General features: G+C 60.5%; 20 protein-coding genes. 7 read left to right on the forward strand and 13 right to left on the reverse strand.

Annotation, left to right across the window (positions count from 1 at the left end; all coding sequences use genetic code 11):
* The first annotated feature begins 4 nt into the window (after window positions 1-4).
* Entirely contained in the window at window positions 5-1840 is a 1836-nt protein-coding gene (locus tag CUJ84_RS31505; RefSeq protein ID WP_105009515.1) for an ABC transporter ATP-binding protein, read from the forward strand.
* Window positions 1841-1871: 31 nt separating this feature from the next.
* On the opposite strand, the gene CUJ84_RS31510 is transcribed toward CUJ84_RS31505, so the two are convergent.
* Entirely contained in the window at window positions 1872-3086 is a 1215-nt protein-coding gene (locus CUJ84_RS31510) for a polyhydroxyalkanoate depolymerase (RefSeq protein WP_105009666.1), read from the reverse strand.
* 123 nt (window positions 3087-3209) lie between these two features.
* Between CUJ84_RS31510 and CUJ84_RS31515 the strand changes: the two genes are divergently transcribed.
* From CUJ84_RS31515 to CUJ84_RS31525, 3 genes are all read left to right on the forward strand, one after another.
* Window positions 3210-3863 carry a glutathione S-transferase gene (locus CUJ84_RS31515; protein WP_105009665.1) on the forward strand — a complete coding sequence of 218 codons (654 nt, stop codon included), beginning with the start codon at window positions 3210-3212 and terminating at the stop codon, window positions 3861-3863.
* 114 nt (window positions 3864-3977) lie between these two features.
* Window positions 3978-4796: a bifunctional allantoicase/(S)-ureidoglycine aminohydrolase gene (locus CUJ84_RS31520; RefSeq protein ID WP_105009516.1), complete on the forward strand. Its 819-nt coding sequence runs from the start codon at window positions 3978-3980 to the stop codon at window positions 4794-4796.
* Window positions 4797-4814: 18 nt separating this feature from the next.
* A complete protein-coding gene (locus tag CUJ84_RS31525) occupies window positions 4815-5348 on the forward strand; it encodes a GNAT family N-acetyltransferase (protein WP_105009517.1) in 534 nt (177 codons plus the stop codon).
* A gap of 362 nt (window positions 5349-5710) precedes the next feature.
* Here the strand turns inward: CUJ84_RS31525 and CUJ84_RS31530 are convergent, their stop codons facing one another.
* Window positions 5711-6556, reverse strand: coding sequence for an SH3 domain-containing protein (locus CUJ84_RS31530; protein WP_105009518.1), 846 nt, complete (start codon window positions 6554-6556; stop codon window positions 5711-5713).
* A 407-nt stretch (window positions 6557-6963) separates the two neighbouring features.
* Between CUJ84_RS31530 and CUJ84_RS31535 the strand changes: the two genes are divergently transcribed.
* Window positions 6964-7329 carry a hypothetical protein gene (locus CUJ84_RS31535; protein ID WP_024320055.1) on the forward strand — a complete coding sequence of 122 codons (366 nt, stop codon included), beginning with the start codon at window positions 6964-6966 and terminating at the stop codon, window positions 7327-7329.
* Window positions 7330-7784: 455 nt separating this feature from the next.
* Here the strand turns inward: CUJ84_RS31535 and CUJ84_RS31540 are convergent, their stop codons facing one another.
* The 4 genes from CUJ84_RS31540 to mug form a co-directional block, all read right to left on the reverse strand.
* Window positions 7785-8003: a hypothetical protein gene (locus tag CUJ84_RS31540; protein ID WP_003547964.1), complete on the reverse strand. Its 219-nt coding sequence runs from the start codon at window positions 8001-8003 to the stop codon at window positions 7785-7787.
* Between the two features lie 93 nt (window positions 8004-8096).
* Window positions 8097-8909, reverse strand: a complete 813-nt coding sequence (locus tag CUJ84_RS31545) for a pirin family protein (RefSeq protein WP_105009667.1) — start codon at window positions 8907-8909, stop codon at window positions 8097-8099.
* 87 nt (window positions 8910-8996) lie between these two features.
* The gene (locus CUJ84_RS31550; RefSeq protein ID WP_105009519.1) at window positions 8997-10757 is read right to left on the reverse strand and encodes an MOSC and FAD-binding oxidoreductase domain-containing protein; all 1761 of its coding nucleotides are present in this window, start codon (window positions 10755-10757) and stop codon (window positions 8997-8999) included.
* A 52-nt stretch (window positions 10758-10809) separates the two neighbouring features.
* Window positions 10810-11352 (reverse strand): G/U mismatch-specific DNA glycosylase, encoded by a 543-nt coding sequence (gene mug / locus CUJ84_RS31555; RefSeq protein ID WP_245457605.1) that lies wholly within the window; start codon window positions 11350-11352, stop codon window positions 10810-10812.
* Window positions 11353-11516: 164 nt separating this feature from the next.
* On the opposite strand from mug, the gene CUJ84_RS31560 reads away from it, so the two are divergent.
* Entirely contained in the window at window positions 11517-12002 is a 486-nt protein-coding gene (locus tag CUJ84_RS31560) for a DMT family transporter (RefSeq protein ID WP_105009521.1), read from the forward strand.
* A complete protein-coding gene (locus CUJ84_RS31565; RefSeq protein ID WP_105009522.1) occupies window positions 11999-12439 on the forward strand; it encodes a DMT family transporter in 441 nt (146 codons plus the stop codon). The genes CUJ84_RS31560 and CUJ84_RS31565 overlap by 4 nt, the downstream gene beginning before the upstream one ends.
* A 181-nt stretch (window positions 12440-12620) precedes the next feature.
* Here CUJ84_RS31565 and CUJ84_RS31570 read toward each other — a convergent pair whose 3' ends face one another.
* The 7 genes from CUJ84_RS31570 to CUJ84_RS31600 form a co-directional block, all read right to left on the reverse strand.
* Window positions 12621-14069, reverse strand: coding sequence for a M20 family metallopeptidase (locus tag CUJ84_RS31570; RefSeq protein WP_105009523.1), 1449 nt, complete (start codon window positions 14067-14069; stop codon window positions 12621-12623).
* Window positions 14070-14201: 132 nt separating this feature from the next.
* Window positions 14202-15746, reverse strand: a complete 1545-nt coding sequence (locus tag CUJ84_RS31575; protein WP_105009524.1) for an ABC transporter substrate-binding protein — start codon at window positions 15744-15746, stop codon at window positions 14202-14204.
* Window positions 15747-15770: 24 nt separating this feature from the next.
* On the reverse strand, window positions 15771-16634 hold the full coding sequence (locus CUJ84_RS31580) for a serine hydrolase (RefSeq protein ID WP_105009525.1): 864 nt from the start codon (window positions 16632-16634) through the stop codon (window positions 15771-15773).
* A 1-nt stretch (window position 16635) separates the two neighbouring features.
* Complete coding sequence (locus tag CUJ84_RS31585; protein WP_105009526.1) at window positions 16636-18264, reverse strand: ABC transporter ATP-binding protein; 1629 nt, start codon at window positions 18262-18264, stop codon at window positions 16636-16638.
* Window positions 18261-19079, reverse strand: coding sequence for an ABC transporter permease (locus tag CUJ84_RS31590; RefSeq protein WP_105009527.1), 819 nt, complete (start codon window positions 19077-19079; stop codon window positions 18261-18263). Before CUJ84_RS31590 ends, CUJ84_RS31585 begins: the two co-directional genes overlap by 4 nt.
* Entirely contained in the window at window positions 19076-20020 is a 945-nt protein-coding gene (locus tag CUJ84_RS31595) for an ABC transporter permease (RefSeq protein WP_105009528.1), read from the reverse strand. Before CUJ84_RS31595 ends, CUJ84_RS31590 begins: the two co-directional genes overlap by 4 nt.
* Window positions 20021-20198: 178 nt before the next feature.
* On the reverse strand, window positions 20199-21104 hold the full coding sequence (locus tag CUJ84_RS31600; protein WP_105009529.1) for a LysR family transcriptional regulator: 906 nt from the start codon (window positions 21102-21104) through the stop codon (window positions 20199-20201).
* Between the last annotated feature and the right edge of the window lie 37 nt (window positions 21105-21141).

The raw sequence follows: 21141 nt of genomic DNA on the forward strand, positions 1-21141 counted from the left end.
CACCATGGCCAGTGCCCAAGCGCAACCGATTGAGACAACCAGCGCCGTTCTTTCCGTCGAAAGGCTGACGACATCCTTCCTGGTGGACGGCGTCTGGAAGCCGGTCGTGCGCGATGTTTCCTTCACGGTGGCGCCAGCCGAGACGGTGGCGATCGTCGGCGAATCCGGCTCGGGCAAGAGCGTCACCTCGCTCTCGATCATGCGGCTGCTGCAGGCGGACACCAGCCGCGTCGAGGGCCGCGTCATGCTCGGTGGACGCGACCTCCTGGCATTGCCGGAAAATGCCATGCGGCAGGTGCGCGGCAACGAGGTGGCGATGATCTTCCAGGAGCCGATGACATCGCTCAATCCGCTCTTCACCATCGGCGACCAGATTTCCGAAGCGCTGCTCTGCCATTCCGATATGAGCAGGGCCGATGCCAAAGCCGAGACGATAAGGCTGCTGGAAAAGGTCCGCATTCCCTCGGCCGCCTCGCGCTTCGGCGAATATCCGCATCGTTTCTCCGGCGGCATGCGCCAGCGGGTGATGATCGCCATGGCACTCGCCAGCCGGCCGAAACTGTTGATTGCCGACGAGCCGACAACGGCGCTCGACGTGACGATCCAGGGCCAGATCCTCGATCTCATCAAGATGCTGCAGGATGAGGAGGGGACCTCGGTTCTGTTCATCACTCATGACATGGGTGTCGTTGCCGAGATCGCCGACCGGACGGTGGTGATGTATCGCGGCGAACAGGTGGAAAGCGGCGCCACCGCCGATATTTTCCACCGCGGCAAACACCCCTATACCAGAGCCTTGCTTTCCGCTGTGCCGGTGCTCGGCTCGATGCAGGGCCGGCAAAGGCCGCTGCGCTTCCCCGTGGTCAATACCGCAACGGGGGAATCGGACATTCCTGCCGAGGTCGCCGATACGGTGGCGGCGACGCCAGTCCTGCAGGTGAAGAACCTCACCAAGCGCTTCGACATTCATTCCGGTCTGTTCGGCCGGCTGACCAGCCGGGTGCATGCCGTCGAAAACGTCTCCTTCGATCTTCACGCCGGCGAGACGCTGTCGCTCGTCGGCGAATCCGGCTGCGGCAAGTCGACGACCGGCCGCGCCATCATGCGCCTGATCGAGCCGCAGGCCGGTTCCGTTCTCGTCGAGGGCAGGGAGGTGCTCGGCCTCGACAGGAAGGATCTGCGCGAGATGCGCAAATCCGTACAGATGATCTTCCAGGATCCCTTTGCCAGCCTCAATCCACGCATGACGGTCGGCGCAGCGATTGCCGAACCCTATCTCGAGCACAGGATGGGCAATTCGAAACAGGCAAAGGACGTCGTCGCCGACCTGCTGGTAAAGGTCGGCCTGTCGGCGGATATGGCCGCGCGCTATCCGCATGAATTTTCCGGCGGCCAGCGCCAGCGCATCTGCATCGCCCGCGCGCTCGCCTTGCAGCCGAAGGTCATCGTCGCCGACGAAAGCGTCTCGGCGCTCGACGTCTCGATCAAGGCGCAAGTCATCAACCTGATGCTGGACCTGCAGCAGAGCCTCAACCTCGCTTTCCTGTTCATCTCGCACGACATGGCGGTCGTCGAGCGCGTGAGCCATCGTGTAGCGGTGATGTATCTCGGCGAGATCGTCGAGATCGGCCCACGGGCCGCCGTCTTCGAAAATCCGCAGCACCCTTATACGAAGAAACTCATTGCTGCAGTGCCCGTGCCCGATCCGGACCGTCGCCACGAAAAGCGGATGGTGGCAAACGACGAGATCAAGAGCCCTATGCGTGCCGTCGACTATCAGCCCGCGAGCACTTCCTATCGCGAAGTCGGGCCGGGCCATCTGGTGATGGCCGATCGGTAGACCTGCCATCGCATTTCGGATTTGGCCGGCACTATTCCATCGCCAGGATCATGTTGCGCACGACGGGGTAGATTTCTCCCTCCCAGCGGCGGCCGTTGAAGACGCCGTAATGCCCGACATTGGCCTGAAGATGATGGCGCTTCAGATGCGGGCGCAGCGCCCGACAGAGATCGTGCGCGGCGGAGGTCTGGCCGAGCGCGCAGATATCGTCGCGCCCACCCTCGACGGTCAAAAGCGCGGTGTTGCGGATCTGGCCCGGGTCGACCTTGCGGCCATGGTGGGTCAAGTCGCCGGTTGCGAGTTCTGCTTTCTGGAAGACGCGTTCGATGGTCTCGATGTAGAATTCCTCGGTGAGGTCGAGCACGGCGAAATATTCGTCATAGAAATTCTTGATCTTGCCGGCCTCGGCGGTCTCGCCCTTCGACAGATGGTCGAAGAGCTTGCGATGAGCGTCCTGGTGGCGCTCCATGTTCATCGACATGAAGGCGACGAGCTGGAGAAAGCCGGGATAGACGCGCCGTCCGGCGCCCCGATAGCGCCAGGGAACAGCTGCGATCAACGAATTCTCGAACCAGGCGAGCGACTTCGACACGGCAAGCTCGTTGACCTTCGTCGGGCTTTCGCGCGGGTCGATCGGCCCGGCCATCAGCGTCATGGTCCGCGGGGTGGCGGGATGCCGCTCTTCCGACATCACGGCAACAGCGGCCAGCGCCTGTACGCAGGGCTGGCAGACGGCAAGGATATGAGCACCGGGGCCGATCTCCTCCAGGAAATGCATGATGTAATCGACATAGTCGTCCATGCCGAAGCGTCCGGCCGACAGCGGCACGTCGCGGGCGTTCGCCCAGTCGGTGATATAGACGTCGTGATCGCGCAGCAGGGTCTGCACCGTGCCGCGCAGGAGTGTTGCGAAATGGCCGGACAGCGGGGCGACGACCAGCACCCGCGGCCGCTTTGCATCGGTGTCGGTTGCAAAGCGCAGCAGTGTGCCGAAGGGCATGTCGAGTACGGCCTCGACGGTGACCGGCACCACGCGATTGCCGATCATGACCGAGTCTATGGCGAAATCCGGACGTTGGTGGGTGATCTCGAAGCGTGAGATCATCTCCAGCGCGGCGGCGAAGTGCCGTCCCATTTCGCTGCCGGATCCCCAGAGCGCTGTCGCGGAGAAGATTTGCAAGCGCCGCGCCAGATCGCGGAGCGGCGCGATGAGATCATCCTGGAACTGATAGGCCTGGTAGAGCATGGCCGAAATCTCCCGCACTGCCGCATCGATGCGGCGGTGCAAAAAATGCTAGTGGAATATGTCCTGCCATGCGAGAAGATTATCGAGGAAGAAGCAACATTGTCCGGCAAGGATACGAGCGCGATGTCGCAGGCGGCACTGACGATTTCCTCGAAGAACTACTCCTCATGGTCTCTGCGCGGCTGGCTGCTGTGCCGGATGGCCGGGCTGGACTTCGCCGAAGTCCTTGTGGAGATGGATGACGAAGCGCGCCAGGAACTGCTTCTGCTTTCACCGTCAGTTCTGGTGCCGAGGCTGACCCATGACGACGTGACGGTCTGGGACACGCTGGCGATCGCCGAATATCTCCACGAAGTGACGCCCACTGCGGGGCTCTGGCCCACCGAGCGCGCAGCGCGCGCCCGCTGCCGGTCGGTCTCGGGCGAGATGCATTCGGGTTTCCACAATCTGCGCTCGGCATTGCCGATGAACCTCAAGGCGCGGCATGAGCGGTTCAAGATATTTTCAGGCGCCCGGCCCGATGTCGAGCGCGTCAAGGCGATCTGGTCCGAATGCCTCGAGGCAAGCAGCGGGCCCTGGCTGTTCGGGACCGCGCCGACCGTGGCCGATGCGATGTACGCGCCGGTCTGCACCCGCTTTCGCACCTATGCGGTGGAACTGGAGCCGCGGCTTGCGGCCTATGTCGAGACGGTGCTGTCCTGGCCGCTGATGGGCGAATGGACCGAAGGGGCGTTGATCGAGCCGGACGAGATCGTCGAGCTGGAAGTCGAGTTCTGACGGAAACACGGCCGGGCGGCTCCGCATCGATTTTCACGGTCGAATTAAGAGTTGCCTGGAAGGTGAGCGGCGCATAAAGCAGATGCAGTGCCACATGCCGCGAAGCCTGGACCGATGAACAGAGATTATTATTCCAAACTCGGCGGATTGCCGCCGCAAACCGAGCTGCTTTCCAGCAAGGCTGTCTTCACCACAGCCTATGCGGTCATCCCGCGCAGCGTCATGACCGACATCGTCACCAGCGTCCTTCCGCATTGGGCGGGGACACGGGCATGGGTTCTCTCCCGGCCGCTCTCCGGCTTCTCCGAGACCTTCTCGCAATATGTGATGGAAGTTCAGCCGGGCGGCGGAAGCGACCGGCCGGAGCCCGACAAGCGGGCCGAAGCGGTTCTGTTCGTCGTCGAAGGCGAGATGACCGTGGAACTCGACGGCGTCACCCATGCGCTCCGCGCCGGCTCGTTCGCCTATCTTCCAGCGGGTTCGGTCTGGCGCCTGAAAAACGGCGGCTCGACTGCGGCAAAATTCCACTGGATTCGAAAGGCCTTTCAGGAGGTCGAGGGGCTGGAGCCGCCACCGGCGATCGTCACGCATGAGGACGAACACGCCATCTCGGCAATGCCCGACACCGATGGACGCTGGGGGACGACCCGGTTCATCGATCCGGCAGATGTCCGCTACGACATGCACGTGAATATCGTGACTCTGGAGCCGGGTGCCGTGATCCCCTTCATGGAAACCCATGTCATGGAACATGGTCTCTATGTGCTGGAAGGAAAAGCCGTCTATCGGCTGAACCAGGATTGGGTCGAGGTCGAGGCCGGCGACTTCATGTGGCTGCGCTCCTTCTGCCCGCAGGCATGTTACGCCGGCGGCCCCGGCCGGTTCCGCTATCTGCTCTACAAGGATGTCAACCGTCACATGACGCTCTGGTAGGAGCTATGGTGAGGGACGATGCAGCTCGAAACTGAACGTCTGATTTTGAGACCCTGGCAACGGCAGGATCGCAAGCCCTTCGCTGCGATCAATGCCGAGCCCGACGTCGTCCGATATCTCAATCCTCTGAGCGACGAACAGTCGAATGCGATGCTCGACCGCATCGACCTTCACTTCGAGGATCATGGCTGGGGGTTCTGGGCGCTGGAGGAGAAGGCGAGCGGCGCGTTGATCGGCATGTGCGGCCTCGCCAAGGTTTCACCTGCTTTGCCATTTGCCCCGGCAGTCGAAATCGGTTGGCGGCTTTCAGCCTCGCGGCACGGCGCCGGATATGCGCGCGAGGCCGCGGAACGGTCTCTCGACTTTGCGTTCAACGATCTGAAGCTTGACCGCATCGTCAGCTTCACGGTGCCCGCAAACAGCAATTCCTGGGGTTTGATGAGACGACTGGGGATGAACCGGATCGGTGAGTTCGATCATCCCAATTTGGCTGAAGGGCATCCGTTGCGCCGTCACGTGCTCTACGAATTGCGATCATCAAACGGTATTTGAACCCAGCCGCCGATCGGCACCAACTACGAGGGGCGCTCCCACAATTACACAACTTATAATTGTAAAAGTGGCGTAATCTATCTTATGGAACTGAACGCGCATTTGCCAACGACGTGGCTGCGGTCGGAAGACCGGATTTTCTAGGAACGATTCACGGAAATACCCGACGACGCGAGCCGGCAGCATACGGGAAGTGGCGCCGCTGCGCATAGTGATGATCGTCGAGTTCAAACGGCCCGGACGGACAAGATACCGCATGGTCGAGGATTTTGTGGAAGATCGCCCAATATCTGCGTCAATTGAAGAGTCGATCGATCGAGGTGTTCAACCGAAAAGGGACGGCAAGAATGCCGCCCCTATATTCAGTTGTTGCAATTCGGATCCTTTGGATCGCAGGCGCCACGCGGCCTCCTACGATCATTACCCGGCGTGCGGTGATCGCCTCCGCGCCGGATGTCGCGGCTATTGTCGTCGTCGTTGCCCCGACGCTGAAAGTCACGTCGAACACGGTTGCCACCGTCATTGCCGTCGCGGCGGAAATCCGGTCGGCGCTCGAATTGCGGGCGGCGGTTCTGGTCATCGACGGCATCCCGCCTGCGATTGTCGCGATCGCGCGTAAAAGCGGGTTGACGTTCCTGGTCGCGATTGACGTTCGGGCGGCGACTGTCATCCGGCGCCCGATCAAAGTCAGGCCTACGATCGAATTCGGGGCGCCGGCCAGTGTCAAGCCGCCGATCAGAATCAGGTCGCCTGTCCAAATCCAGACGACGGTCGACGTCGCGGGGCGACGGCGGGCGGTAGAAATCGGGGCCGCGGCGCCAGCGGTCCCGGTCACGGTAGAAATCGCGGTTGCGGTAATAGCGGTCCCAATAGTTGCCAACGCTGAAGACCACCGTGGGAATGCCTAGTGGGCGATAATATTCCGGGCCGACATAGACGCGGCGGCTCTGATAGAGCACCTGGACATAGCGACCAGCAACCCAGCCACGGCCACCATAGAATTCAACGTCGCACCATGGAACGTCCGCAAGGCACCCGTGAATTTCGACGGATTCGCCAGCAGGAATAACGGCAACCGCGGGATAACCGGTACTTGGACCGGCACGCATGTTGACGTTCGCTGTCGAATAGCCTTCGGCAGCTTGGGCTAAAGCGGGCGCCAGCAAAAGCAGACTTGCTGCAGCAATCTTGAGAAGGGTGTGTCTCACGTTCAACTCCCTGCCGGTGCGGCCATAGTGTCACCGTGAATTTGTTGGACGCCTTCCATGGCTATAAAATAGTTAAGCGCTGGCAGCCGTTTACGAGGCGTCTCTGACCCATTTCATCTTGTTATGATTTATAGCGCCGTGCCGATGAACGCAGTTTGAACGTAATAATTGGATTACTTCTAGGTTTTGTTGTTCACAAGCGCACCCGCATTCTCTTCGGTCATCGTCGCGAACTTTCCACCGGACAAGTATTCTTGATGAGACCCGCGGCTACCCGAAGATCATGCTCTGCGTGCGCGCCTCGCCGCATAGTGAACGGCAGCGCCAGGCAACAGTACCTTCCGTCGCGGGCATATTGAAATACGCTCCAAAGATCACGATCTGAGATTGGCAATCGGAGCCCTGAAGTGCTGTACCTCATCCCTGCCCTGTTCGTCATTGCGTGCGCGATTTTCGTGGGAAGGTCCTATGCTATCAAGGCGCGACTAGCCCAGGCCATGCTTGACCGAGCAATTGCACGAAAGCTTTCCACATCTCCTCTGAACCTGGAGGTGATGCACTTGAGGGAGCAAAATGCGGTGATGCGCAACCTCCTCCTAGACATGGTAGAGAACGAGACATCGGTTGCGACCGACCAAACAAAGTCGGAGCAAGCTCGCGCGTTGAGCGCCAGGACAAAGCGGCGACGGGAGATCTTCGGAGAAGCCGTATTCGTGCTGCAGCAAAACGAGAGACCCCAGGCATCAAATCAGAATCATAAGATTGCCGGTTAAGTCACCGCTTACAAAACAAGTGAGGCCAAAATTGTTCGGGGGCATGGTGAGACAGTTACAGTAGCACCTCGGTAAGTGGCGATTGGGAAAACTGCATTTCCTTCGTCTTGTTATGTGAAATCATCACCGAACGGAATGATTGAACTAACGGATCAATGTCTTGGGGGAAAGTTTTAAGTTCCGGTGTGAGGACTAAGCGACGACAGCGCCTGCGGCATGCACCACTAGTTGATGGACTACGCCCATTTGGGTGCGCGGATATTACTGTGATCCGGTAGCCCTGCGCTGCTACCAAACGTTCGGAAACTTGCCAATCGCGCGCTCTGCGTGTTGAAGCTGATTGGATTGTCAACACCGTAGCAACACAACTGGCTTGTGGCCGACGGTAGATCTGCCCGTGCGACCGATCTGTCGGAGTTGTCAAAGAGACTCAATTATTCTCGGAGTTTTATTCGTCAGGCCGTTCGTCCAAGGGTGGAAAGTGCATCCTGCAGTCTAAGCGCCGCCAGCGCCTCGGTTGCCTCATCCGAAGACCATCCCGCTTCCAGCGCCGCAGACAGGACCAGCGATTCCGTTTGAAGCTCGAGCTTCTCGTAAAGCGGCTCGATGGCTTCGCGCGCTGTTACAACGTGCTGGTCTGGTGGGGTGATGGGTGTCGCGGCAACCGTAGGCATGAAATGCTCCTCCTATTGAACGCTAAGGTTCGAAACCCGTTAGGGGCATCCTTGTTCCATTCATATCGCCTTTTCGGTCTTCGAGCGGCGATGCTAAAGATGACGACGCCACATATGGCGAAATTTCTTCCATCGCAGGAACGCGCGAATAATGATTGCCGGCGGGATCTTCTTGTGGTCGCCGACAGTCCCCTGCCTGGTGATAGATGCGTTCGGGTCGAGCAGAAACGCGACCAACGTGCTTGCACTCTGCGCCTCTACTTCGAGCTTGTCATCAGATAAATGCAGCCCCTGCTCGCCTTCGGCGAAGGTCTGCTTATCGACGACAACGGAACCGCTAAAGACATAGAAATAGAGGTCTCGGCCTTGTTTCTGCGGGAATTCCACCCGTACGCCTGCGTCCAGCCGCATGTCGAAGAAGTCGACTGCGCTGCGGACATAGAAGGGCGCGCCCTCTCCTTCCTGCCCGATCAGGTGTCGCCAGACGTTTGCCGCGGCAGCTGGCACCGGCCCGTGCTGGATCTTCGGCTCCAGATCGACCGCATAAGGGCGAACGAGGATCTGCAGCATTCGCAGAGGCGGATCGGATGCCAGCGTCTCTTCGGAATGCCATAAGCTTTTTCCGGCATTCATCACCATCAGATGGTCGCGGTCGATCACCAACCGGCCAGCGGCCTTGTCGTCGTGACGCATGACGCCTTCGGGCACCCAGGAAATGATCTCGTCGTTTCTATGCTCGTGCATGGCGATCAGGCGACCGGGATCGAGGATGGATTCAACGATCATGGCGAGGGGGCCATGGCCGTGATCGGTCGGCTTTGGCTTCAACCAGCCCGGCATGTTGACATGCGCGACGAAACCTCCCGCATCCCGCACCACGAATGTTCGTTCGCCCTTGAGCAACATCGCATCCTCCATGCTTGCAAGGCAATGACGACACCAGGCCATTACCGCTCGTGATCAAGAATCACGGTCGGCGCGTTCGTCCAGGCATTACAAATCAATCACGATGTCGCCCTCAGGTTTTGCGCAGCAAATCAGCACATTCCCATCCGCCGGCGCGTCGACGGGGTCCGGCCGGTAGCCGACGCTTCCTTCCACAAGTCCGGTCTCGCAAGTGTGACAGACGCCGGTTCGGCACGACCATCGCACCGGTACGTCGCAGGCCTCGGCCAGTTCGAGCAAGCTCTGGAATGTCGGCTCCCAGCGCACATTGAGACCGGTGCGGGCAAACGACACCAGCGGCCCCGAGCCTGGAAGCCCTGCCGGCAAATGTGGCTGCCGGCGAGATGAGGCAGCTATGCCGGGGGTCATCGCAGGACCGGCGCCAAACATCTCGGTGCGGATGCGATCCGGCGCGATGCCCAAGGCTGCAAGGCCGACGGTCAGATCGCTCATGAAGCTCGACGGTCCGCAGACATAGACGTCACAATCGCGCGGCAGGTTGAGCGATTTGAGCGCCTGCGCATCCAGATGGCCGCGAGCGTCGAAATCTATATCAGGCCGATCCTTGGGGTCGGGAGAGCTGTAGCAAATGTGGCTGTGATGATGAGCGAGCGCCTTAAGCAGCCCGCGCGCCTCCTCGGCAAACGGATGTTCGCGGCCATTGCGGGTTCCATATAACCACCAGACCTCCCGCGTTGATGCTTCGGCCGCCAAAACATGAAGCATCGCCAGCACCGGCGTCACTCCGATCCCGGCACTCATCAGAACAACCGGCCTATCGCCCGGCCGCAATGTGAAACTGCCGCGTGCAGCACTTGCCTGCACGATGTCGCCAACCTGCAGCTCGTCGTCGATGTAGCCGCTGGCTGCGCCATGGGCCTCCCGCTTGACGCTGACGCGATAGCGGGTGGCGCCGGGCTCGCCTGACAGCGAATAGCTACGCATCAGCGCAGGCGCCGAAGCCGGCCCGAGCCGTAGCACCACGAACTGCCCGGGGAGTGCGGCGGAAACAGGTTGGCCATCCGCAGGTTCGAGTACGAGGGAAACCACGCTGCCGCTTTCGCGCACCTTGCGCGACACACGCAGCGGGCGGAACCCGCGCCATGCCGGAGGTGTGCCGGACGCGGCTGTCAGCCCGGCATTTCCTGTCGTCGCGCCCTGCTTCCGCTCCTGCTTGAGCAGCGCTTGGAAAGAACGACGCCAGCCTGGGCTCAGTGCCGGGATGCGCAGCGCACGTTCCAACTGATCGCGGGGGTGGCCCGGCATATAAAGCAATGCGTTGATCTCGAAAACGCTCATGCCCTCAGGCCCGGACGCCACTTTCGTGATCTCGTCGCCGGCCTGCACTTCCCCTTCCTCCATCACACGGAAATAGAAACCAGGCCGACCGTGTTTGACCACCAGCGCAGCCATCTCCGGCTCGTCCATGCGTATGCCGAGCCGGTAACAGGTGACGCGTGGTTGCGTCACTTCGAACAAAGCGCCGCCGATCCGGTAACGGTCTCCAATGCATACCTCGGCGTCGGGCAAGCCATCGACGGTGAAATTCTCGCCGAACTGCCCGTAGACGAAGTCGTCTCGGCGCAATTGCTCCTGCCAGTACCGATAGGACTCGATTTGATAGACAAAGACTGCGCGGCGTTCGCCGCCGTGGCCGGCCAGGTCGCCTTGTCCATCGCCGTCCACGTTCAGGCGCCGCACCATACGCGGGCCGTCGACCGGCGTCTTCCAAATGGCCGTGTTGACGATCTTGCCTTGCCAGGTGACGTCGCGCGGCAGGCCTACATTGACCGAAAGCAAGTGTACCATGACATTTCTCCCGAATGACGATCACCGCAATCTCGAGATCGACGGAGGATGGCTACAACGTCAATCTCAGCTCGAGATAGTGTTCGGTCAATGTCGTCAAGGTGAAGGCTCTGTTGAGGCCACTCGGATTTGGCAACAGCCATATGACGGCGCCGGCAAATTCCTCGGGCTGCCGCCCCCATTCAACATCGGCTCGAAGACTGATGGCCGCGTATGCCGCCTTTCCAAGAAAGGCCAGATTGGCTGGCGCAAACTTTCGTATCTTGTTTTCCAGGACGGGCGCGGCGCTGAGATAATCCTGCCTCTTGAGCTCGCTTGCGCTTTTCGTGGGACGTGAAACCGCCGATGTCAGACCACAGCCATATTGCAATAGCGCGTGCTCTTCATCAGCGCGCAGCAACCGCGGTGTAAATCCAGCCAGATGCAAGACCCGCCAAAAACGGTTGCTCGGGTTCGAGAAATTATGCCCATCGCGAACGGCGGACAGAGCCGGATTCAATCCGCAGAAAACCACGGAAAGGCCAGGAGCGAGGATTTCCGACAATCCGGCTTTCGGCATCGTGGAGGCGTCTGGACAATCAAGTTCCGCGGACATGGCATCATCTTGCATTATGGGACATCGCTCGAATTTAGCCTGTCAAATACACCAACCATGCGTCGATCGGACGGTGCTAATCATCTTGCTGAAAATGCCGATGAATGGCCTTAGTGGCAATTTGAAAAATATCGGGCGCAATCGATTCTTTGACGGGATCTACAATGACCACCGAAGCAGCGCGTAATTCGCATCCCATCTATTTCATCGGAGCTTTTGCCACGGGTGGGCTCCTGACGTTCATGGTGCACCTCAATGGGGAGTTGGCCCGTTATGGGAATCCCCTGTTCTCATCGTGGATCGCTCACGGCACAGGCATCATAGCAGCCGTCATTCTTCTCCTGGTGGTCCATCGCCGACGCACGCCGAGGCCAGAAAAAGCCCCCAACGCGCCTTGGTGGGCTTATTTCGGTGGGATATCCGGCGCGGCAACGGTCATTCTGACTTCGACCGCGGTCAACTCACCGCTCGGGCTCTCCGGCACCTTGGCTTTGGGTTTGGCAGGCCAGGTCGCTTTCAGCGTCGCGGCCGACAGTTGGGGATTGTTTGGTCTGCCAAAGCGGCGTCCAGATACACGAGACATCGTAGCACTCGGCTTGGTCGTCACGGGGGCTGCGCTCATTATCCTGTTTGGCCGAGGTGCGGCGTGACGGTGTTCATTCTCCTGGCTTGCCTGGGCGGTGTGCTCGTCGGCCTCAGTCGTCAGCTCAATGGGCGGTTGAGCATATCCACCACGCCGCTGATTGCATCCTTCTGGAATCATGCCATAGGCTTTGCTGTCCTCACCTGCCTTGGTCTCTTTGTCGGAGGCCTGCTTCCTGCGGGCGCTGCCGAGGCGCCTTGGTATGCCTATCTGGGTGGTTCCATCGGCGTTGTTTTCGTGGCGGCGGGCAGTTGGGTCATTGCCCGAATAGGTGCGGTTAATTCGGCCCTGCTGATCATCGGTGGCCAGATGGTAACAGGGGTAGCGTTTGATTATATCAGCGCCGTTCCCGCATCATTTTGGGCGAACGCGGCCGGAATTGTTCTCATCGTCGGCGGAATGATGGTCAGCCGGCGACGACGCAAAGCCGGCGGCTCGCAATAGCCAAGCGCCGCGTTAAGATTCCGGTGCCATTGCGACCGGGCAATTTCATCGGCCGGTCGCAAGGGGACGGATGGACGGAAGGGAATGGCTCCCCGCCGTATTTGCTATTGCAAGAGCGGCTAAGACGAGCAGGCACGCGCCCGACAAGCGGAAATAGCCGGGAAGCCCGAGCGGCCGGGAACTACCGGCTGTGAACTGTTGCAGGCATCACATCGTCAGGGATCGGGCACACATAGGCTTTGCCGCTGGTCTTTTCCCGCCACTCGGCCGTCGCGGCTGCCAGAAGGTCGGATGACGACATCAATGCGAGCCCCGTTGTCGCAAGCGTCTTGGCCGCATGCGCCATGGCTTTGTGCGCGGCCGGGCTTTTTCCCTGCGCGACGACCTGCCAGGTATGGGGATTGGTGCCGATCGCCCAGGCTGGCGCCCAGCATTGCGCGGTCGGCGTCACCCAGCTGACATCGCCGACATCGGTCGATCCGGCCCGGAAATGCGATTGTCCCTCGAAATTCCGCAGGCCGGTGTGCAGGGGCGCCGAGCCATCGACCTTGGCGTTGGAGAACACATCGCCCTTGATCTGATAGAGGCGGATGCTGCTCCTGATCGCTTCGGGTGTGAAGGTATCCTGGATTTTCCTGGCGAAGGCGATGTCGGCCTCGTCGAAGGCTATCGGCCCGAGCGCGACCATGTTCTCGTGCATCGCCGTTTCAAGCGTGATGTTGGGAAGCAGGTTCGTCGAGGCGGTGTCGAATACGATCGCGACCTCGGTTTCGGTCATCATCGCCGCACCTCGTGCAACCTTCTCGACCCGCCCAGCAAGCTCAAGCGCCTGCGGCATATCAGGCGCTCTGATCAGATAGAGAACCTCGGCGCTAGCCTGCACGACATTGGCGGCCCTGCCGCCGGTGTCGGTGATCGCGTAGTGAACGCGACAATCCTGCGGCATGTGTTCCCGCAGGAAATTGACGCCGACATTCATGAGTTCGACCGCATCGAGCGCCGAGCGGCCGAGATGGGCGCTGTTGGCCGCATGTGCCGCGACACCCCTGAAGCGATAGTAATATTCGAGAACGGCAAGATTGTTCGTCGAGCGAACACCGTTGAACGGAGCCGGATGCCAGGTCAGGGCGGCATCGACGTCATCGAACGCGCCGGCACGAACCATAAAGGTCTTGCCGGAACCGCCCTCCTCTCCCGGGCAGCCGTAATAGCGCACTGTTCCGGGCAGGTTGTTCTCCTTGAGGTGGCGGGCAAGCGCAACCGCGGCCATCAGCGATCCGACGCCAAGCAGATTGTGCCCGCAGCCGTGACCGGTTGCTCCCGCCGCCTCGGGAAAAGGCTCGGCTAGGTCGGCGGTCTGGCTCATTCCGGCCAGGGCATCGTATTCTCCGAGGAAGGCAATCACCGGCTTGCCGCTGCCGGATTCGCCGATGAAGGCCGTTTCCATGCCTGCGACGCCGCGGTGCACGGCAAAGCCGTTTTCCTCGAGTGTCCTTGCCAGCAATTGCGACGAGCGCCGCTCCTCGAATTTCAGTTCCGCGAAGTCCCAGATACTGTCGCTGAGGGCGGTATAATCCGGCTTCATCTTTTCGATCGTCGCGGCAATGGAGCTGATCGCGTCAAGATTCATGGTATTCCTCGCTGTCTGCCCTGCCGCCACAGGGATGTGTTGCACCGGACCCGGCAGGTCTGCCTGCCGGATCTCCTGTTGACTGTCGAAGTGGGATGGCGGCGCCCGACCACCGGGCGCGGCAGTTCAGGATTAGTTGTCGAGCGAAACTTCCCAAAGACGGGCATTCGATTGCCAGACGGGCTGGCCCTTCAGCTTCTTGGTCGCGCCCCAGACATCGACCATGTCATAGAGGAAGATGCCTGGCATTTCCTTGAGCATCAGCGTGTGAAACTCGTCGAAAATCGCCTGACGCTTCGTCTGGTCGGGTTCCGCATAGGCGGCCTTCATCAACTCGACTGCCTTTGGATCATCCCACATCAACGACGCATTCTTGTCCTTGTTGCCGACATAGAAGCCGTACATCAGCGCCGGATCGAGCCGCGGCGCGACTGATTGCGAGATGATCTGATAGTTGCCGGACCGGCGGCGATCGACCTGCGTCGCATAGTCGAGCACCTCGATCTGCACATTGAGACCTGCCTGCTGCATCATGGCCTGCGCCATCACCGCGGCCGGGAAGCTTGGCACGTTGCTGCGCTTGTTGGCGATGATGGTAATCGGCTCGCCCTTATAGCCGGCCGTCGCAAGCTCTTTCTTCGCGGCCTCGATGTCGTAGGGCAGACGCTCCTTCTGGACATCGTCGAAATAGAGCGAGTCTTGAGAAACCATCGAACCGTTGGCTGCGCCGGTGCCATTCGAGGCGGCCTCGACGAGCTGGTCGAGATCGAGCGCCATCGCCATGGCGCGGCGCACGCCGGGATTGCTCAGAACCTTGTCGCGCGTCTGGATGTAGAAGAGATTTTTGCCGTTGTTGCGAGCCACGATCAGTTGCATCGTGTCGCTCGTCTTGAATTCGGGAATGAGATCCGGCGAAATCTCCGCGGTATCGAGCACGCCGGACTGAAGGCCGGCCTTTACGGTCGAAGCATCGGGAATGACCATGAACTTGATGCCATCGACGAGAGGGCGTTTGGATCCGACCATGCCGTCGGGCTTGCCGTCGTTCTGGGGCGAGACATAATCGTCGAACTTGGCGAGATGGATATACTCGCCCTTCTTCCATTCATCCCATTTGAAGGGACCGGTACCGATCGGCTTGATAAAGCTGCCATCCGCGCCGACCGATTCCGGCGAAATCATCCCGGTGTAACCGCATTCGGGGCGCGACATCAGGCCAAGGAAAACCGCGGATGGTTTTTCCAGCGTGATGGTGACGGTCGAAGCATCGACTGCCTTGACCCCGGTAACATGCACGGATCCGCTGCCGTCGAAATCGGGAAGGCAGGTCCATTTCGTTTCAGGCTTGAGATAGCGGTTCCAGTTCCACACGACGTCATCGGCGGTCAATTTCTTGCCGTTATGGAATTTGACGTCGTCACGCAGTTTGAAGCTGTAGGTCAGCCCATCCGCCGAAACTTCGAAGCTCTTTGCCAGCAGCGGCTTGACCTCGCCGTTGTTGGCGTAGCCTACGAGCCCTTCGACGATATGCAGGATGACGCCATCGGTATTGCCGTCGCGGTTGACGCCCGGATTGGCACTGCGCAGATCGGAACTTTGCGCCACGACGATGTCGCGGGCGTCGACCACGCCGGTCATCGCCATCAACATGGTCCCTGCAAGAAGAAGCTTATGCATTGTTCTACCCTCTTTTATGGATTGTTAGGATTGGAGTTCATCCCAGCAGGCGCGTGAAAGCCTGCCGATGGTTTCAAGCGCGACCGTATAGCCAGGGGTGCCGTCCGGCATTTCCTGCGGCACGTCGTCGGTATAGGCGGCGATGATGTAGAAGGGGGTCCCGTCGCGATAGACGATACCGGCATTCATGCGGCCGCGCTTTCCCGTGCCACCCTTGTGGGCGACGAGCGCACCGAATGGCAGCCGGGAAGGAATGGCATAACGCAGGATCTGGTTCTTCAGGGTTTGAAGCGCGTAAGCGCACAGCGCCTGCGAGGAGCCGAGCCGGTCCGCGGCTTCCCGCGAATCCTGGGCATCCAGGATGGTCTGCAGCAGATAGACCTGATCCCGTGCCGTCGTCGTGGTGACGGCTTTCAAAGAATGATCGGGCGACAGCGCCAAGGGAGGGATGAGGAAGCGATGGTTGGTGCCTGACATGCCGATCGACTTGCAATAACCGTCGACCTCTTCGAGCGTCAGCCTTTCGAAGACCATCTTGGTGCAGACATTGTCGCTCAGCACCATCATGCCGGTGATGGCATCGCGCAGCGATATGACGATACCGGGCGTCAGATAGCGGAACATCCCGCTCGCCACTTCCTCGGCGAAGCGCTTTTCGTAGGTGATCCGCTCGTCCAGATCCAGGCGGCCCTCATGCGCGGCCTTCAGGGCCGCCATCATGATCGAGGTCTTTCGGGTACTGGCGGAGGGTGTTTCCTCGTCCGCACCTCTGCCGATCGTTTCAGCGCTACCAAGCGCACGCACCATGAAGCGCGTCACGAAAGGCTGGGCATCGCAGATCGCGTTCAATCGCTCCGCGAGCTTTGCGGATTCAATCATCGTCGTCATGTCAGTTCTCCAGGCGCCATTTGAGGATCACGCCGCCCTGAGCATTGTGGTCCAGAGCGGGGATGGCCGAGAGAAGCCTTTGCGTATAGGCCTCCTTCGGGCTGTCGAAAACCGTATCGCGGTCGCCCTCCTCGATGATCCGGCCGTCCTGCATGACGACGACGCGATCGGCCACCTGTTCGACCACGCCGAGATCGTGGCTGATGAACAGGCAGGAAAAGCCGTAGCGTTTTTGCAGATCGGACAGGAGTTCGAGCACCTGCGCCCGGACCGTCACGTCGAGGGCCGATACCGGTTCGTCGGCGATCAGGAATTTCGGCCGGCGCGCAATGGCCCGGGCGATCGCTACGCGCTGACGCTGGCCGCCCGAAAGCTCATGCGGGTAGCGCCCGGCGTAGTCGGCCCCAAGCCCGACTTCTTCCAGCGTCTCCAGGGCGCGCTTGCGCTTTGCCGCAGTGTCGAGATCGGGAACGAGCCGCAGAGCTTCTTCCACAAGCGCGACGATGGTCATGCGCGGATTGAGCGAGGAATAAGGATCCTGAAAAACCATCTGGCAATTCAGCCGATAGTCCATCCAGTCGTCGTCGCGGCTGCGTCCTTTGAACCGGATATCGCCTTCGCTCTCCCGGACCAGTCCGGCAATGGTGCGACCGAGCGTGGTCTTGCCGGAACCCGAACCGCCGACCAGTGCCACGACTTCGCCCTCGTGGATATCGATGCTGACGCCATGCAGCGCCCGTTTCGGCGTTGCCTTCTTCATCAGCGACCGCCGGCCCGGATAGTCGACGACGATATCGCGCGCCGAGACCATCGGCGCCTTGGTCTTGTCGATCGTCCGCGTCGCTCCGCGAAACGGCAGGGAGGAAAGCAGTTTCTTCGTATAGGCACGCTGCGGTGCGTCGAGCAGATCGGCGGTGCGTCCTTCTTCGACGATCACGCCCTTTTCCATGACGACGATGCGGTTCGTGTAACGGGCAACCATCGGCAGGTCGTGACTGATCAGCAGCACGGCGGTGCCTTCCGCCTGGGTCAGCTCCACCATCAATTCCATGACGTCGCGCTGGATCACGGCATCGAGCGCCGTCGTCGGCTCGTCGGCGATCAAGAGCGCCGGCTTCAGCAGCATGACCGATGCCAGCATGATGCGCTGGCGCATGCCGCCCGAGAATTCATGCGGATAGGAAGTGAGCGCCCCGGCGGGATCGCGGATCCCGACCCGGTTCAGCATGTCGAGGATCCGGCTGCGCCGTTCTTCCCGCGAAAGTTTCGTATGCAGCTGCAACCCTTCTTCGAGTTGGCGGCCGACGGTCATCGAGGGATTGAGTGAGGTCATCGGCTCCTGGAAGACGACGCCGATTTCCGCACCACGCAATTGGCGCAATTGCGCGCCGTTCATGGAAAGCACGTCGCGTCCCTTGTAGGCAACGGAGCCGCCGATCACCTTGATGGGTGCCGGCAGCAGCGAGATCAGGGCGCGTGTTGCCAGCGTCTTGCCCGATCCGCTTTCTCCGACGATGCCGAAGATCTCGCCTGGCGCGACGTCAAAACTGACGTCCTTGACGACCTGCACACCGGTGCCAGTGACCTGAAGCGACAGGTTGCGGACATTCAAAAGCGTTCTATTGGTCATTTCAGCCCCCTCATCCGCGGATCAAGCTTGTCCCGAAGAGCGTCGCCCAGAAGATTGATGCCGAGGAGCGTCAGGGCGATCGCCAGGCCCGGGAACAGACCCAGCCAGACCGCCTGCTCGATGAATGGTCGGCCGGCGGCCAGCATGTTGCCCCAGGTCGGCGCCGGTGGCGGGACGCCGAGACCGAGAAAGCTGAGCGCACTTTCCGAAAGGATCGCCCAGCCGAACATCGAGGTCGCAAGCACGGTGATCGGGGCGATGCAATTGGGGAGGATATGGCGGAACATGGTGTAGAACTCGCCATTGCCCATCACCTTGGAGGCCTCGATGAATTCCCGCTCGCGCAGCGACAGGACGGCACCCCGGACAACGCGGGCCATGGAGGGCGAATACGCAATGCCCAGCGCGAAGATGATGCCATATTGGTTGGCGCCGAAGACGGCGAGCAATCCAAGCGCCAGAAGGATGCCCGGAAAGGCGAGAAGCGCATTGTTGACGGCCATGATGACTGCATCGATCCAACCGCGGGCGTAACCGCTGACGAGACCGATCAGCGTGCCGCAGACCGTCGCGAATGTGACCGTCAAGGTGCCGATCCAGACGCTCGCCCGGGCGCCGACGATCAGGCGGCTGAGCACGTCCCGGCCGAATTCGTCGGTCCCGAGCCAGTGGGCGCTGCTTGGCGCTGCCAGCCGTGCCGTGAAGCCGAGCTTCATCGGATCATAGGGGGTCCAGAAAAGGCCGATCGCAGCGGAGATGAGCAATGCGGCAATCAGAATGCTGCCGATGAAGCCGTTGAACGTGACGTTTTTCATTCGGCGACTACCCGCGGATCGAACAGGGGATAGAGCAGGTCGACGACCAAATTGACCAGCACATAGGAAAGCGAGACGAACAGCAGGCAACCCTGGATCACGGGGTAATCGCGGGCAAAAATACTGTCGACCATCAGTCGCCCGAGCCCCGGAATGGTGAAGACCGTCTCGATGACGGCAATGCCGCCGAGGAGATTGCCGAGGATCAGACCGATGACTGTCCAGGTCGGGCCGAAGGCGTTCTTGAAGGCGTGCCGCCAAAGGACGGCGCTCTCGGAAAGCCCCTTGGCCCGGGCGTGGGTGATATAGTCGAGACGCAGGACTTCCAGCGTCGAGGCGCGCGCCATGCGGATCAACACACCCATCTCGTGAATGACCAGGGTCATGATCGGCAGCACGAGGTAGAGCAGGCCGCCGGTGAGGTTGCTGCTGATCGAGACATAGCCGAGGACCGGTAACCAGCTGAGTTTCAAGCCGAAGAAAAGCAGAAGCAGAAGGCCGAGCCAGAATGTCGGGATCGACAGCAGGATCGTGGCCGTGCCGACCAGCGCCAGGTCTGTCAGACTGTTCTGCCGCCAGGCGGCGATGACACCGGCCGGCACGGCGATGAGGCTCGCCAGAAGCACGGCGACGACGACGATTTCGGCGCTGACCAGAAAACGGGATGCGACGAGCGGCAGAACCGGCTCGTCATTGACGATCGAGCGGCCGAAGTCACCCTGCACGACATTGGCGGTCCAGATCAGGAACTGTTGCGGCAACGATTTGTCGAGGCCGAGTTCCGAGCGCATCGCCGCGATCTGAGCCGGCTCAGCCATATCACCCAGCATCAGTGCCGCCGGATCGCCGGGTATGAAGCGGATCAGCGTGAAGACGGTCACCGAAACGAGGACGATCGTCGGCAATGCCATCAACAGGCGGTTCAGAACGAATTTCAGCATTTTTGTTCCCCGCGATTGGCGACGGACAGTGCCCGGCGCCATCGGTTTCGTTGCCGCAAACTATGATCGAATGAGGAAATATCCGCAATATTATGCGATTCTGTCATAAGTCTATGCGGAATACGGCCGCAACCAAAACGGCTGCCTTGGCGTAAGGGTGCAAGCTAAAAGTTTGATTTTAAACGTCTTTTTGAGAAAGCCGGATCTGTCGCTTCAAGGCGTCGCTCAGAGCGTGGGCGGCAATCGAGAGTGGCGTTCCGACCGCCCGCGCCAATCCGAATTCCTGGGTCGCGCGTGGCACGAAAGGACGGTGAACCACCGGCAGGTGGCGATAGAGATTCGCATAAAAGCTGCTGATGATCGTGACCCCAAGGCCATGCGCGACATAGGAACAGGCGGAACTGTTGGTATGCGTCTCGATCTTGACGATCTGCTTGACGCCGGCCCGCCGGAAGGTCTGGTCGAGCGCCATGCGGTTCGGCCGTTGGCGGCCAATCAGAATGAGGGGCACGTCGCGCAAATTCCTGACCGTGATCTCCTCCAGTTTCGCAAGGGGATGATCCTTCGGTACGACGCAGACGCTTTCGCCGGTGGCGACACGCTCGACCTCGATGCCCGGTCCGCTCTCGCCCTCCATGCGCAGAAAGCCGAAATCGATCACCCGCTGCTCGACGAGCTTGTTGATCGCAGTCGTCGTCTCGAAGAAGGTTTCGATCCGCACACCGGGAAAATCGCTGATGTAATCGGCCAGCATTGCCGGCGCGAAATGCTCCCACATGCTGCTCGGCAGGCCGATGCGGACGATCTCCGGGCCGGCGGCGCCGCTTCTTAAGTCCTCCGCGTGGCCCGACATCCGATCGACCGCCAGCAAGATGGTCTCGGCATCGCGGGCAAGAAGCAGGGCCTCGGGGGTGGGGATGAGACGGCCCTTGTCGCGCACGAAAAGCGACATCGAAAGGTCCGCCTCGAGCTGCTGGAGGAGGCGGCTGACGCCGGACTGACTGAGCCCCATCGTCTTTGCCGTGGCAATCGTCGACCCCGTCGCCAGAAGCGTGCGCAGGACTTCCAGTTGCTTGATATTCATGCGTTCGCGATCCCCCGGGACAGTTCAAGCATCGTCA

Origin of the sequence: Rhizobium leguminosarum (assembly GCF_002953715.1) — a bacterium.
Classification (GTDB): domain Bacteria; phylum Pseudomonadota; class Alphaproteobacteria; order Rhizobiales; family Rhizobiaceae; genus Rhizobium; species Rhizobium leguminosarum_V.